Source organism: Pedobacter changchengzhani (assembly GCF_004354365.1).
GTDB lineage: Bacteria > Bacteroidota > Bacteroidia > Sphingobacteriales > Sphingobacteriaceae > Pedobacter > Pedobacter changchengzhani.
Genome location: NZ_SJCY01000009.1, coordinates 183,095 through 195,922, shown reverse-complemented (window position 1 = coordinate 195,922; position 12,828 = coordinate 183,095). Strand labels below are relative to the sequence as shown.

19 protein-coding genes are annotated in these 12,828 nt (G+C 31.5%); 14 read left to right on the top strand and 5 right to left on the bottom strand.

Going from position 1 to position 12,828, the window contains the following annotated elements; all coding sequences use genetic code 11:
* The coding region (locus EZJ43_RS13515; protein WP_262708866.1) for a reverse transcriptase domain-containing protein at positions 1-411 on the bottom strand (411 nt) is incomplete at its 3' end.
* A 566-nt stretch (positions 412-977) separates the two neighbouring features.
* Between EZJ43_RS13515 and EZJ43_RS13510 the strand changes: the two genes are divergently transcribed.
* The 14 genes from EZJ43_RS13510 (at position 978) to EZJ43_RS13450 (ending at position 10,086) form a co-directional block, all read left to right on the top strand.
* Positions 978-1,736, top strand: coding sequence for a hypothetical protein (locus EZJ43_RS13510; RefSeq protein WP_133263243.1), 759 nt, complete (start codon positions 978-980; stop codon positions 1,734-1,736).
* 180 nt (positions 1,737-1,916) lie between these two features.
* A complete protein-coding gene (locus EZJ43_RS13505) occupies positions 1,917-2,360 on the top strand; it encodes a hypothetical protein (protein WP_133263242.1) in 444 nt (147 codons plus the stop codon).
* Positions 2,361-2,407: 47 nt separating this feature from the next.
* Complete coding sequence (locus tag EZJ43_RS13500) at positions 2,408-2,650, top strand: hypothetical protein (RefSeq protein WP_133263241.1); 243 nt, start codon at positions 2,408-2,410, stop codon at positions 2,648-2,650.
* Positions 2,651-2,783: 133 nt separating this feature from the next.
* Positions 2,784-3,146 (top strand): hypothetical protein, encoded by a 363-nt coding sequence (locus EZJ43_RS13495; protein ID WP_133263240.1) that lies wholly within the window; start codon positions 2,784-2,786, stop codon positions 3,144-3,146.
* A 177-nt stretch (positions 3,147-3,323) separates the two neighbouring features.
* A complete protein-coding gene (locus EZJ43_RS17215; protein WP_165953174.1) occupies positions 3,324-3,479 on the top strand; it encodes a hypothetical protein in 156 nt (51 codons plus the stop codon).
* Between the two features lie 373 nt (positions 3,480-3,852).
* Positions 3,853-4,656, top strand: a complete 804-nt coding sequence (locus tag EZJ43_RS13490) for a hypothetical protein (protein ID WP_133263239.1) — start codon at positions 3,853-3,855, stop codon at positions 4,654-4,656.
* A gap of 253 nt (positions 4,657-4,909) precedes the next feature.
* Positions 4,910-5,083, top strand: a complete 174-nt coding sequence (locus EZJ43_RS13485) for a type II toxin-antitoxin system RelE/ParE family toxin (RefSeq protein WP_133263238.1) — start codon at positions 4,910-4,912, stop codon at positions 5,081-5,083.
* The gene (locus EZJ43_RS13480; RefSeq protein ID WP_133263237.1) at positions 5,073-5,375 is read left to right on the top strand and encodes a helix-turn-helix domain-containing protein; all 303 of its coding nucleotides are present in this window, start codon (positions 5,073-5,075) and stop codon (positions 5,373-5,375) included. The genes EZJ43_RS13485 and EZJ43_RS13480 overlap by 11 nt, the downstream gene beginning before the upstream one ends.
* Positions 5,376-5,517: 142 nt before the next feature.
* Entirely contained in the window at positions 5,518-6,114 is a 597-nt protein-coding gene (locus tag EZJ43_RS13475) for a hypothetical protein (RefSeq protein WP_133263236.1), read from the top strand.
* 48 nt (positions 6,115-6,162) lie between these two features.
* On the top strand, positions 6,163-6,981 hold the full coding sequence (locus EZJ43_RS13470; RefSeq protein ID WP_133263235.1) for an alpha/beta hydrolase: 819 nt from the start codon (positions 6,163-6,165) through the stop codon (positions 6,979-6,981).
* A 217-nt stretch (positions 6,982-7,198) separates the two neighbouring features.
* The gene (locus EZJ43_RS13465) at positions 7,199-7,660 is read left to right on the top strand and encodes a hypothetical protein (RefSeq protein WP_133263234.1); all 462 of its coding nucleotides are present in this window, start codon (positions 7,199-7,201) and stop codon (positions 7,658-7,660) included.
* 251 nt (positions 7,661-7,911) lie between these two features.
* Entirely contained in the window at positions 7,912-8,256 is a 345-nt protein-coding gene (locus EZJ43_RS13460) for a cupin domain-containing protein (protein ID WP_133263233.1), read from the top strand.
* Position 8,257: 1 nt separating this feature from the next.
* The gene (locus EZJ43_RS13455; protein WP_133263232.1) at positions 8,258-8,629 is read left to right on the top strand and encodes a group III truncated hemoglobin; all 372 of its coding nucleotides are present in this window, start codon (positions 8,258-8,260) and stop codon (positions 8,627-8,629) included.
* A gap of 134 nt (positions 8,630-8,763) precedes the next feature.
* Positions 8,764-10,086: a hypothetical protein gene (locus tag EZJ43_RS13450; protein ID WP_133263231.1), complete on the top strand. Its 1,323-nt coding sequence runs from the start codon at positions 8,764-8,766 to the stop codon at positions 10,084-10,086.
* 116 nt (positions 10,087-10,202) lie between these two features.
* On the opposite strand, the gene EZJ43_RS13445 is transcribed toward EZJ43_RS13450, so the two are convergent.
* From EZJ43_RS13445 to EZJ43_RS13430, 4 genes are all read right to left on the bottom strand, one after another.
* On the bottom strand, positions 10,203-10,514 hold the full coding sequence (locus EZJ43_RS13445; RefSeq protein WP_133263230.1) for a hypothetical protein: 312 nt from the start codon (positions 10,512-10,514) through the stop codon (positions 10,203-10,205).
* Entirely contained in the window at positions 10,511-10,963 is a 453-nt protein-coding gene (locus tag EZJ43_RS13440) for a hypothetical protein (protein WP_133263229.1), read from the bottom strand. The genes EZJ43_RS13445 and EZJ43_RS13440 overlap by 4 nt, the downstream gene beginning before the upstream one ends.
* Before the next feature lies 1 nt (position 10,964).
* Positions 10,965-11,945, bottom strand: a complete 981-nt coding sequence (locus tag EZJ43_RS13435) for a hypothetical protein (RefSeq protein WP_133263228.1) — start codon at positions 11,943-11,945, stop codon at positions 10,965-10,967.
* 134 nt (positions 11,946-12,079) lie between these two features.
* Positions 12,080-12,820, bottom strand: coding sequence for a VanW family protein (locus EZJ43_RS13430; RefSeq protein WP_133263227.1), 741 nt, complete (start codon positions 12,818-12,820; stop codon positions 12,080-12,082).
* Between the last annotated feature and the right edge of the window lie 8 nt (positions 12,821-12,828).

Here is a 12,828-nt window from a genome sequence, read left to right as displayed (position 1 = left end):
TCCTACCGTGAGCTGATACGCTCCCTTTACCCCTTTTTGGTACGTGGGTGCAAACGTAAAACCCAGTATGGTAAAATTTACGGGTTTTACTATTCCGCTCTTCGCTACGTTTACTTTCAGCTTTAGGTGTCTTACCAAGTACTTGGTGATTGCTTTGCTTATCAGTTTCGCATCAGAGGGAAGTCTGCAGTAGATACTGAAATCATCGGCATAGCGTACAAATTTTAGCTTTCTGCTTTCCAGTTCTTTATCCAACTCGCTGAGCAGGATATTGGAAAGTAAGGGGCTTAAAGGACTGCCCTGCGGTACTCCTTTTCTTCGTTTTACTAATCTGCCTTTGACCTGTATCGGCGCACGCAACCATTTACGGATTAACCGTAGGGTAACGGGACATTTTACCTTTTGGTATATTTACAGACGGGAATACACTTTGTTATGCCAACGGCGGACAAAATGGAATTGAGCTTATATTTTCCGGTTGGTTTGCCATTCCAATTTTGTTAATCTTTAGTGCTATTTTTAGCTTTGTATATTCCAAACAAAATACGCACTACTGCTAACAGCTAGTTTAAGTTAAGCCTCGGGTGGAGTGCGAGCACGAAAAATTGAAGTTATTTACTAAATTTAGCGGTTTAGGCTCTGTTGTGCAGATAATTTTCAGGCTCAACTTAAACCAGCAAAACGTTGTGTGATCTGCTAACCAAACTGCTACCTAAAAATTAGACTATACATAAACAAATGAAAAAATAATTTTACCTTATAGGGATTTTACTCTTAATACTTGCCTTTATAGATTTGTTTATTGTTGGTATATTGATGTATGGTTCTTATGTTTTGGGACGGATTAGTGTTATTCTAATTTATGCTATCAAAACAAAAATTTTGCATAAAAATATTTACAGTGGTTTTATTACCTATAATTTTGTATTTTGGAATGATTCTTCTTATTTTTCATTAACTAATAGCAAGTATAAACAATGAAATATTTAATTGTTCTTTTATCATTTACTTTTGCTTTGCAATCTTGTGAAAACAAAACGCAGAAAACAAATAATATAACGCAGTCAAAAATCATTGCCACTGACGTCGCAAACGAAAATTCGTATAGAGAAACTAACGATGAAACTGCAGGAGATGAAAATAATCCTCAAGAACCTCAAGAACATTATCCAAAAACAGGAAATAAAGCATCCGATTTCCTTCCTATCTTAGGTATTTATGAAATTCAATATGAGGCAAAAGGCGATTTAAATAAAGATGGCAAAGATGACATTGTAGCTGTATTAGTTCATAAAGAAGTAAAAACAGCAGAAAGACCAATGTTAATTTTATTGCAGAATAAAGATAAATCTTATCGTTTAGATAAAGTTTCTAAAATTGCATTTCCAATTGAATACAATGAATTCGATTTTAAATTTTATGATACAGAAGACATAAGTATTGAAAATGGAGAATTGTATATTAACTTATATAGTATAGGATCAAGTGGCAACATTTTTGGTTCTTTTAAATATATTGAAAAAGATTTTGTTCTTACAAAAATAGAAGCATTTTACAGAGGTGCTGGTGGAAGTTCAGGACTCGTGTATGATTTTTCGAAGGACGAATTAACAACAACCGAAACCAATACGATGGAAGAAAATATGCCATCAATAACTGAAACTATAAAAACTAAAAAGCAACAACATTTATTTGAAACCACATCAATTACTACCTTTTTTAATAAAGATGAATGAAAGCACAATCGCACACATCGGTTTGGCAATATGGCGGGTTTAGTGCTAAATCGAAGATTTGTGCTTCCTTTGAAGTTCAGTGATAATAGAAAAGTTTAGCTTTTTAATCCGTCACATCTCCAAGCAGAAAAACGTTAGCGTTCTGCGATAATTTTAAATACTGCCGTTAAAAAAAAAGCTATGAAAAACATAATTCTCACACTACTTATACTTTCCTTATGTACGATATCATTCGGACAAAAATTAACAATAAAGAAAGCCACCCTTGATAGAAGAATAGTTGATCATCATGATGATGAGGTTTTGGTGGAAGGTATTCTAAATGTTAAATATGAGGTTTATAATAATACAAACGATACTATTTATTTATTTAATAGAAGTGTCGAACCTTTTTTAGATGAAAAACCATTTCAACTTGTGCAAACTCAAAGTTCAATTGAAAAGTTTAGTAAAGATTGTAAAGGTAGATTTGTATATAATCAACCGCCAAGTGCTTACTATTTTAAAAAACTAAATATTGAAGAAGACATTACTACAATTCCACCCAAAGGGAAGGAAAAAATGAATATTACTAGATATGTAGATGAAGGACTTTGCCCTTTGAAAGGAAAAAAATTGAACTGAAATTAGTATATAATTTAGTAATGTCCAATTACAGTAAAACAGAGAATTTGACAAAAATTAAAAATTCAGAAGAAGCATTGAAACTTTTAGTAATGCAGAAAGAAATTATTGCTACTAATAGTATAATTCAGGAAAGAAAGCAATTCATTTTAGAACTAGACAATAGTATAAAATACCTTAAAAACAATGTTGAAAATTTGACTAGTAGAAATATAGAATTTGACTATATAAGCAAACGTTCTTTTACAAAAAGAAAAATTCAAAGTAATACTGTCTATGTGAATAATTAAAAAACTACCCGATAGCTCGAATTTTTAATCCTTGTCCAATCACGTATAACCATCTCGTAATTCCTACATTATTGCCACCGCTCACATACAAAAACGTTAAGTAATATAGTACAAAGCCAACAAAAACTGAATTATGAAATTTACTTTTTTTATTTTAAGTCTAATAATAATTAGCTTTTGTTCTTGTAAAGAAAATAGGAAAGTTGGTACTACACAGACAAAAGTTGCATCTAAAAATAATAGTACGAAAATCAAAAAAGTAAGTGAAAAGGAATTGACGTTTGAGGAAACTCAAGACTCTTTACGAAAATTAATTCTTAACTCGAAACCTAATGAAAACTTGAAATCTAGTATTTTACAAGAATTATATATTAGAGGCCTTGTAAATGAAGAACACGGCAAAATTAAATTTGACCTTCCTTTTAATCTACACGGATTTGATTGTGGAGCACCAGACTGTTATTCTACAGACCTAAAATTTGAGATTGAAGCTTAAAAACCGATTGAATTTCCAAAAACAATACATTTTACATTATTAACACACGGATGCGGACTTGAAAAGGAAATATTTAAAAACGGCATATTTGAACTTGTTGAACAGTCATCAAATTATATCAATTATTATTCGGCAAAACAGAAGAGTAATTTGATTATTCGCGGAGACACAAAAGAAATGTATTATTTTCCCGATACAAAGCCAAATTCACTAAAAGTAAACCTAATTAATAAGTTAATTGAGGATTACAATGAAGAAAATCCGAATTTTGTAGCCCCATATCAGTCAACAACAATGACGACAAATGAATATGAGAATTTTATACCAAACTAATAAATATGTTACCTAATATCGGGTTGGCTAAATGGTGGGTTTAGTGATTATTGAAAATTCCTACTTTCTAATTCTTTAAAATCGCCAAGCCGAAAGTCGTCAAACTGTCTAAAAACCTCCAAACAAGAATTTCATATACGGGTACCTATCTTACAAAATCTTGGTATATTAGTTCAAGAATCAATCAAATTGAATATTAATGAAAGTACAATCTGCCGACATGGGTTTTCCGAAATTGCGGAATATTTGGTAAATTCAAGTTTATCTTTCGCAAGAAATTTTATCTTTAAAAAATATCGGTTCCGAAGTTTGTAAGCTTGCACAGACACAAGAAGTTAGCCGTAATTTTTAGCCCGTGAAATTAAAAATGAAAATGGAACACATAAAAATATTTGCTTTACTTGTAATAATTTGTAATGCTTTTACAAATTGTAAAACTGAACAAAAAAAAAGCATTAAAAATGAGCAACACAAAATCGCAGCGTTTAAGGAGTATGCACCGGCTGTAGAAGACACCTTAAATAATCGGTTAAGACTTGGTTCTACAAAACTAGCAGATACCTCCGAACAATTAAAATTTGAACCCATTTTTAAAAAAGAGTTTGAAAAATTTAAAGAACTATATAACGACCAAATTGATACAAGTAAGAAGAGAACAATTCAATCTTCTAAAATATTTAGTGTAAAAACAAAAGATAGTTTGTACAATTTCGAGCAGGATACGCTAAATTATGATTCCTTTTATTATTATGATGGTTTTATAAAACCATTGGATTTGTTTTTAGTTTATTATGCTGATAGCAGAAACGAATTAGGAATTTTTTATGCCATTGATGGTAAATCAAATAACTTCTATGAAATCTCATCACCATTTGATGGAGGTTTAATTAAACCATTGGTGTCGCCAAAATTAAAATGGCTTTTATATTATGTAAACAACGATTATGAAACAAAGATTTCCTTTATATCACTACTAAAAATAGAGCAAAAAGAAACGAATATCAAATACACTGATTATTTGGGTTATAACTCAGATAAATGGCAAATTGACGATGCAATATGGATCAACGAAAACACCTTTGCTTTAAAAGTATTTGACAAATACTATGAAACTATGCCAAACCAAATGATAGAAGAAAGACATAAAAACATCCGCTATTTAAAAGTATCATTTTGAAAATAGTTGATCATATACCTTCTTTAAGTTCTTCCCTTTTATTATTCAAAAAATATAATTACAAGCAAAGAAAATTATTTGCCTGATACTTCAGGAAGTATTTTTATTTGCTAAATCCTTATTTTACAACTTATTTTAGTGTAGTATTTCAAAACACCAAACAAATAGATAGCTAATGAAAACTGTAATTATGATCTTTTTTTAATCGTAAATCAGATTTCTTTAGCGCAAATTGTTAAGGATTTGGACAGAGATGGAGTTAAAAACAGTAGAAGTTGGAAGTAATATTTATCGCATATTTTCATTTTTCGACAAAGGAAATCTTGTGGTTCTTGGAAACGGTTTTCAGAAGAAAAGCCAAAAGACACCAAAACAGGAAATTGAAAAGGCACTTAAAATAATGGAGGAATATCAAAATGACATCTAAAAAGAATATTACAACACTTGACGAAATCCTTGACAAGAAATATGGCGAAAAAGGTAATCCGAAACGTGAAGAATGGGAACAACAATTTGAAGCTTTCCGCCTTGGTGCTTTACTTGAGGAAGCCCGAACAAAATTGGGAATGACACAAGAACAACTTGCGGAAAAGTGTGGAACGAATAAATCTTACATTTCAAGAATCGAAAATGACGCTTCAGACATCAGACTTTCTACTTTAATGAAAATCATCCAGAAAGGTTTGGGCGGACATCTAAAACTAACTCTTCAAGTTTAATAAAATAAGTACTAGCTATAACAGCAAATTTTTTCAAAAAAATGGCTAACGGTGGTTTATGTCAATTCATCAGTAATTTACTAATTTAGCAATGCTTTACACACAATTTTGCAAAATATAGACAGTATTATAAAAAAACAAAGTGGATAGAAAGGAACAGCCCAGAATTTGGAAAGAAAAGGAGCGAGAAAAGAAATTATTAGAAAGTTCAATGAGTGAAAATATAAGAACTTCAACACTTGCTAAAATTCAATTGAACTTACCTATTTTTCAAGTTTCAAAAAATGAAATTTTAAATTTTGAAGCGCCTAATTCATTTGAAATTTTGCAGAAAATTGAACTGAAAATAATAGAATTAGCATATAAAATAAAACCTACCAAAGTTGATTGCTTTGGAGTTGAAGATGAAATTATTAAAACTTTATCCTTCCCACTTAAAGCTGTGTACTTCACTTACGAATTTGAGGGGCTTCTTTCACTTGGAGATGCCGACAAAGAGTTTTACTATGAAAATAATTTAGAAAAATCAGAAAAAGAAAATTATTTTAATGAACTCATTAGTTATTATTTGGCGATGCAAAATCCAAAAATGATTTCATTGATAGAAGATGGAAAAAAAGCAAAAAGAGAAAAAGACTTTGACAAAATTAGTGACAATATTGAAAAGTTAGAAAGTGAAAACGATGAATCGAAGATAAATTATATAAGAAGAAATTTAGAACACTTCGAATTAAAATAACTATCGCACACAGCAAATTTTCGAAAAAATGATTAACAAACAGCAAATATGAAATTTATCTACTACGGTTTATTTTTCACAGTTATCACGCTTGCAAGCTGCACAAACACACCTAAACAAAGTGACCCAATTCCAGCTCACGATGAATTTACAATAGAATCGAAACAAGTTGGAGAGAAAAGAGCAATTAATGTTTGGACACCGCCAGAATATAAAACGAGTACAGATTCTTTACCAGTGATGTATATGGCAGACGGTGGAATAATAGACGAAGATTTTCCGCATATTGCAAATACATTGGCTGAACTTATAAAATCAAAAAGTATTCCCCCAATGATTTTAGTCGGAATAGCAAATACGCAACGCAGAAGAGATTTAACAGGTTTTACAGCAGTTGCAAAAGATAAAGAAATCGCCCCGATTGTTGGTGGTTCAGAAAAATTTAGAGCATTTATTAAAGAAGAACTTTTTGCTGAAATAAATAAACGATATAGAACTACAAATGAAAAAAGTATAATTGGTGAATCATTGTCTGGCCTTTTTGTTGTTGAAACATTTCTTTCAACACCAGATATGTTCGACAATTATATTGCGTTCGACCCTTCATTATGGTGGAATGATCACTATTTAGTGAAGACTGCAAAGGAACATTTAGCAAACTTTCCAAAAACCGAAAAAAGAATTTGGTTTGCTGGTTCAAATGCAGAAGATATTTCGGCTTTTACACAAGAATTAGCTGAAATATTAAAAACAGAAAATATAACGAACCTAAAATGGAATTATTCGCCAGAACCGAGAGAAGAACACAATACTATTTTTAGAGCTACAAAAGTGAAAGCTATAAAATGGACATTTGAAAAAAAATAAAAACCGCACGCTAACAACAAATTTACGTAATAAAGTTTACCCTTCGTTTCAATTATTTAATTCCTAAATTTAACGCAGAGATAACTCGTTTTCCAACCAAAGTAAAAATTTGTTAACCTTTGTAACTCTAAATTCCGATTGATCATTTTCAGTAAGGCTTATTAAATCAATAATTACTAAACAATTGCGTTCAGCGATGCGATGAAAAAAACAAACAATGGAACAGAACAGTTTTTATGCTACTGAAGTATGGCTTATTAGTGGTATTTTTAACAGTTTGCCCGGGATATTAAAACTCGATGGAAATAACTTGGTTTTTACTGCAATAGGCACAGGAACATATTGGCAAAGTGGATTAAAAAATATAGAAAGAAAATCGGGAAATGAAAAATTCTGCGCATTGTTAAAGCAAAATAAACCGGCACAGCTTTTTAATATTGACTTGGGTGAGATCCAAAAACTATCTTTTCCATTTATTTACTTTTCGGCAGGTGCACACATCACTTTGCACAATCAGAAATATCGCCTCAGTTTTATCGAACCGAACAATACTAAACTGCCATTTATAAGTACGGATAAGTATGAAAAAGTAAATTTAAGAGCCGTTGAAATCATTCAGGATATTAGTCATGCAAGGGCAGTTGGCAAAAAATGGAAAGCACTTTTGCCACAATTGTAAAAAAGCACTCAGCATTATATACCAGATTCCGAATGCCAAGATTTAAAAATAAGCTATAAATTTCTCTGAAGATAATTAACGATAATTATCGAAGCTTCAACAGCCCAAAATTTAATTTTGCGGTTTAATGACTTTTTAAATTATTGATTATTGTAACTTTAAAAACAGACGAGGCAGTACAGAATTCTACTATGCTGTGGCTTCTTGCAATCAACTCGCTGAGATGAATGCTTAACTTTAAAACATAAATCATGGAAATTAAATCATTTGCAAACAACCTAGAATTTAACGAAGACCGTATTTTAACCAATGTTGTGATTGAAACGCCATTTTCGAAAGAAATTAGAATTTTATTGAAAAATGGCCAGGTGATGAAAGAACACAAAACGCCATATTCAATTACGGTTCATATTTTAAAAGGAGAGATAGATTTCGGTGTAGATGGTAAAATTCACACGTTAAAAGAAGGGGCAATTGTATCATTAGAAGGAAATGTAAAACACGATTTACATGCAAAAGCCGACAGCGTGGTGCGCTTAACTTTATCCAAATTAGATAAATTTGAACGTGTTGAGGAGGTTATTAAAAACGCTTAAAATGAGAGACATTGCAACTCGAGAGGATATTCGAATACTCGTTCATACCTTTTATGCAAAAATTAGAAAGGACGAATTATTAGGCGTTATTTTTAACACCCATATTCACGAAGATGCATGGCCACCTCACCTTAAAAAGTTGACCGATTTTTGGGAAACTAATTTATTTGGAGTTCCAAAATATAAAGGCAATCTAACTCAAAAGCACATCAATGTTGATAAAAGTTTAGATTATACAATAGATCAAGTTCACTTTGGACAATGGTTAAACATTTGGTTTGAAACTATAAATGAGCTATACGACGGTGATTATGCACAAAGAGCAAAAGACGCAGCACGTAAAATGTCAACCGGTCAGTTTTTAGCCATTTGAGGTAAAAGGCCACAAAATGTAATGAGTTGAAATGACTTTTCCATACTAAATTAGTGGTCATTTATCAATAAAAATATTCCGATTTATTCAAGAAAAGTGAGCAAAAAATTGATAATTTTTACAATGAAGAATTAATGGCGAAAGAAATTAAAGTTATTGAATGTCCAAAATGTGGTAGTACTCAAAATATAGAAATAAAGCCAGATTATTATCGCTGTAGTAACTGTAATACCGAATATTTTATCGACAATAACGATGTGAATATCAACTATAATAATGGTCAAAACGACTTAGGTCTTAGCGGTTTAAAAAACAAAAAAACTGGAAGTGTACTTGCCGTTTTAATTGTCATAATTATAGTGATTTTTGTATTATTTCGATTTTTAAGTCCTAATAATTCGGTTAAATACAAGGACGCTCCTATCGTTAATAATTTGGAAAAAGAGACAATCCGTTGGAGCAGTCCGGATCTAGAAACTTTCTTAAACGGGGTAGGGAAACCAATGATATTGGTGGTAGGCGAAAAAGATGTGGATGGATCTAGAGATAAAAATAGTTTTTATGCTGATGTGTTTGATGCAACGACAAATAAAAATATTAAAAGCTCGAAACTAGAAGGAATTACGCAATTATCGTCAAATAATACCTCCATTAGAACTTTTATAAACGGTGACATTTATTTTATCGTTAATAAGACCAATGCTTTTAAACTCGACAAAACCAATTATACTATAACCGAAGTAACAACAAGTTTATTCAAAAATTCTAAAGAATTGAGCGTCGGTTTGGCAAAGATTGAATTTGGAGACCCTGACGAAGGCGATGGTTTTAGGGTACTCACAAATGATGGAAATGAATTTAATTATTACCCAGCTACTGAAAAAATTTACACCAAAGATGAGTTATGGGAAGCTTCGCAGGGGTTTAAGAATTTGGTTGCTAACGCAACTGAAAAATCTGGATTTACCTTTACTTCTTATGTTCCTGGAGGCACTGGTGGCAAAACGCAACTTATCAAATATTTTTATAAAGATAATGGAGGTGGACCAAAAAATAAAGCCAACTTTGGATGGGATAGGCAAGCTTACAAAGACTCCTCTCCTTCTGGTTTCTCTTTTAAAAAAGTACTTTTAACAGATTTCTATAGAAATTTGGGAAGAATTACTTCTTTCTCGGATTTTACGCCAAACCGCGTTTACCTCAAGCCAAAAGTTTTATTTAGTGATGATAAAATCCTATTAATTTTCTTCCCAGCCACAGCGGCCGAAAAGGCACCAATTATTTTACAGTGTATGGATAGTAATACAGGCGCTATTATATTTTCTACACACTTAAATTATAATAGTTATTTAAAAAGAGCAATTCATTACAAAAATGGCATTGTAGCCGAGGATAATCAAAAAGCATATAATATTGGTTTAGATGGTAAAGTGATTAATACTTACAGTTTGTGGTAGTATTTAAGTAACGTACTTTTTTTGGCGTGTATTTTTATTTAAAAATCTGGTAAGATTAATTTTTTAACGTTGAAATATAAAAATTATTTTTAGACCACAGCTTTACACGTTTTATGTTAAATTTTTACATTGCTTATTTTACGATACCAAGAAAACAATATAGTCAATACAACAATAAACGAAACGTTAATGATGGTAAAAAGCTGAAAAAACGCTTCCGAAAAAAACATACTTTCCCCGCCACAATCAACCGTATCTCCCCAAATGGTTGTTCCCACTTGTCCTTCGTACATTTGCCTATCGCAAGCACAATATTCCGGGATAATTAGCAACACGTAAAATAAGAATGAAAATACAAATGGAATTATAACAATTATTCCAATAGTTTTTATGATAATTAGTTTATTACTTAATTTTAGCGATTTCATGCCTCTTTTTGAATCGCATTTGGTTTTTCTGTTTTAACCAACAGCGTAAAAAGTGCTGCCAGCAGCAAAAATAAACTTCCTAAAATCAACGAAGCATTTTTCATAAATTCTAAAAAATAACCTATGTACTCTTTAAAGGTATAATTTTGAAATGATGAAATAATGGGGTCTTCGCCCACATTGGCAAACACCCAAAATACTAAACTGAACAATAAAAAAGGGACTAAAAACCTAAATAAAAAATGAGGTGCAATTATGCCTGTAACTTCAAAAATCATCATCATATAACACCAAACAAATATCCCTACAAATACACCAGGCGTTGCAAAAAACAGCACTAAACCTCCGTAGTTATTAAATTCTTGCAAAGTGAAAATTACAAAAAGATAAATTATAGTTATAATTAATGCAATGAGCAAAGCTCTGCCAACTGGCAATTTTTGTTTCATATTATTTGCTTTTGGGTTTAATAACATAAAATATTGCGCCGCCGTTGCTTAAAAGTTTGAATTTGTGATTAGGATCTTCGTAAAGCTTCAATCCTAAATAGCTAAATGTTTTTGTGTCCTCATAATATCGCATTTCATGCTTAATTTCAATGTTTTCTAATCCTACTTTTAGGTTAATATAACCCGTTCCAAACCACCAAATTTTTCCATCGGTTAATTCTCTAAGTGATTTATGAAAGTAATTTACCTGAATAATATTATCGGCTTTGCCTAAAATTTGTTCTCCTTTTAACTGATTTTGTAGTGTATCAGGTTCATTAATTTCTTGTTCATTATAGTCTTTCAGGTTAGCACCGTATAAGGCATACCACTTATCTTTAATTAAAAACAGAAACTTATCAATTTTTGCTTCCGATTTGCGGTCATCATTATCCCATAAATAATCGTGTGAGATAAACTTACTTACTGTTGCATTAGCATTGAGTTTAAAAAATTCATTTTTTCTAGCAACGCTATCCAGTTTTAAATCGTAATTAATTGGAATATATTTATGTTTAGCTGTATCGCCATCTAAAGCCCAACTTCGGTAGTAATCTTGATGAACTAAATAACCTTTTTGAAAGGAAGTTGCATATTCATTTTGGCTATAAATTAGACTATCGGCTAAATTGCCATTTTGATCTATTTTGTAATAAATATTAGCAGGTTTATCGCTATTAGTAGAGTTAACATGTATAATCACTGCATTTTTAATACCAATTGGATTTTCAAAATATATTTCGTTTGCTTCTCCGTTAAGCAAATGTTTAACTTCATAATGTTGTGAACTCGCGCCACTATCAATACTTTTATACCGGGTGTAGGCTGCTGGCAATTTAGGTTGTTTAATAAAATTTCTAAATCCGTAACCATAAACAATAGTGAGCACAAAGCACAAAATGAGGGTGGCGATTAAAATAATATTCCTTTTGTAAATATTCATTGTGGCAGCTATTTGTAAACCAATTCACTAATATATAAATTAGTTTTTAACCAAATTGATAAGATTATTATTCGTTGATATGGATTAGGTTTTTGTGGCTGGAGGACTATTATTCGTTACTAATTCAAAAAATATTAGGCATCTAAATAACTTTTAGGTTGGTAAGTAACCCGAGCAAAATTTTTGGTCAGTAACTCCGTTTCCACGACTTTTCCACCCTCAAACTTGAGGATTTTCTCTCGCCATATTTCATTTTTACGGTAAAACTGATTTTCTATTTTTAAGAACTGATGATCTTTTTCAAAAACATGATATGCATAATCGAGTTCTTGATTTATTCTCAATTCGCCTTCTAAACATTTTTCGGTAAACCATAAATTAATTTGAAAAGTGTGTGTGGTATTGTTGGTAAACTGATAATCTCTGTAATTGTAAAAAACGGTTGCACCGCTACCAAAAGGTAAAACCCGCCCGTCATCCGGAAATGGATCGAACGAATGGTGGTAACGCTCGGTAACCGTAAGCGGACTGTGCATGACCAGCCAATGAATCAAATTAGATATTTGGCAAATTCCACCGCCAATGCCTGCTCTTGCTTCACCGAAAGACAATTCCATCCCCAATAAATAGCCTTTTTTCTTTGTAGGAAGTCCGACTAGTTTGCAAAAAGAAAAAGTTTCGCCTGGCTTGATCAAAATTCCATTGAGTTTTTTAACTGCAATTTTTAAATTAGTACCCTTGTTAATTTGTAGCTGTGCGTTATTATCGCCCAGTTTTTTTAACAATACCGATTGATGTTTTTTTATCCGATGGGAAAGTTTTTCAGGCGTTCTAATTTTTGCATATTTCTTGTCATCAATATACCATTCTGCCATGCGCTTAA

Excerpts from the sequence above, each read along its gene's own strand:
- EZJ43_RS13435 (WP_133263228.1), bottom strand. The coding sequence starts at position 11,945 with ATGAATATTTACAAAAGGAATATTATTTTAATCGCCACCCTCATTTTG.
- EZJ43_RS13450 (WP_133263231.1), top strand. The coding sequence starts at position 8,764 with ATGGCGAAAGAAATTAAAGTTATTGAATGTCCAAAATGTGGTAGTACT.
- EZJ43_RS13440 (WP_133263229.1), bottom strand. The coding sequence starts at position 10,963 with ATGAAACAAAAATTGCCAGTTGGCAGAGCTTTGCTCATTGCATTAATT.
- EZJ43_RS13505 (WP_133263242.1), top strand. The coding sequence starts at position 1,917 with ATGAAAAACATAATTCTCACACTACTTATACTTTCCTTATGTACGATA.
- EZJ43_RS17215 (WP_165953174.1), top strand. The coding sequence starts at position 3,324 with ATGTATTATTTTCCCGATACAAAGCCAAATTCACTAAAAGTAAACCTA.
- EZJ43_RS13490 (WP_133263239.1), top strand. The coding sequence starts at position 3,853 with ATGGAACACATAAAAATATTTGCTTTACTTGTAATAATTTGTAATGCT.
- EZJ43_RS13455 (WP_133263232.1), top strand. The coding sequence starts at position 8,258 with ATGAGAGACATTGCAACTCGAGAGGATATTCGAATACTCGTTCATACC.
- EZJ43_RS13485 (WP_133263238.1), top strand. The coding sequence starts at position 4,910 with ATGGAGTTAAAAACAGTAGAAGTTGGAAGTAATATTTATCGCATATTT.
- EZJ43_RS13460 (WP_133263233.1), top strand. The coding sequence starts at position 7,912 with ATGGAAATTAAATCATTTGCAAACAACCTAGAATTTAACGAAGACCGT.
- EZJ43_RS13510 (WP_133263243.1), top strand. The coding sequence starts at position 978 with ATGAAATATTTAATTGTTCTTTTATCATTTACTTTTGCTTTGCAATCT.
- EZJ43_RS13445 (WP_133263230.1), bottom strand. The coding sequence starts at position 10,514 with ATGAAATCGCTAAAATTAAGTAATAAACTAATTATCATAAAAACTATT.
- EZJ43_RS13495 (WP_133263240.1), top strand. The coding sequence starts at position 2,784 with ATGAAATTTACTTTTTTTATTTTAAGTCTAATAATAATTAGCTTTTGT.
- EZJ43_RS13465 (WP_133263234.1), top strand. The coding sequence starts at position 7,199 with ATGGAACAGAACAGTTTTTATGCTACTGAAGTATGGCTTATTAGTGGT.
- EZJ43_RS13470 (WP_133263235.1), top strand. The coding sequence starts at position 6,163 with ATGAAATTTATCTACTACGGTTTATTTTTCACAGTTATCACGCTTGCA.
- EZJ43_RS13480 (WP_133263237.1), top strand. The coding sequence starts at position 5,073 with ATGACATCTAAAAAGAATATTACAACACTTGACGAAATCCTTGACAAG.
- EZJ43_RS13430 (WP_133263227.1), bottom strand. The coding sequence starts at position 12,820 with ATGGCAGAATGGTATATTGATGACAAGAAATATGCAAAAATTAGAACG.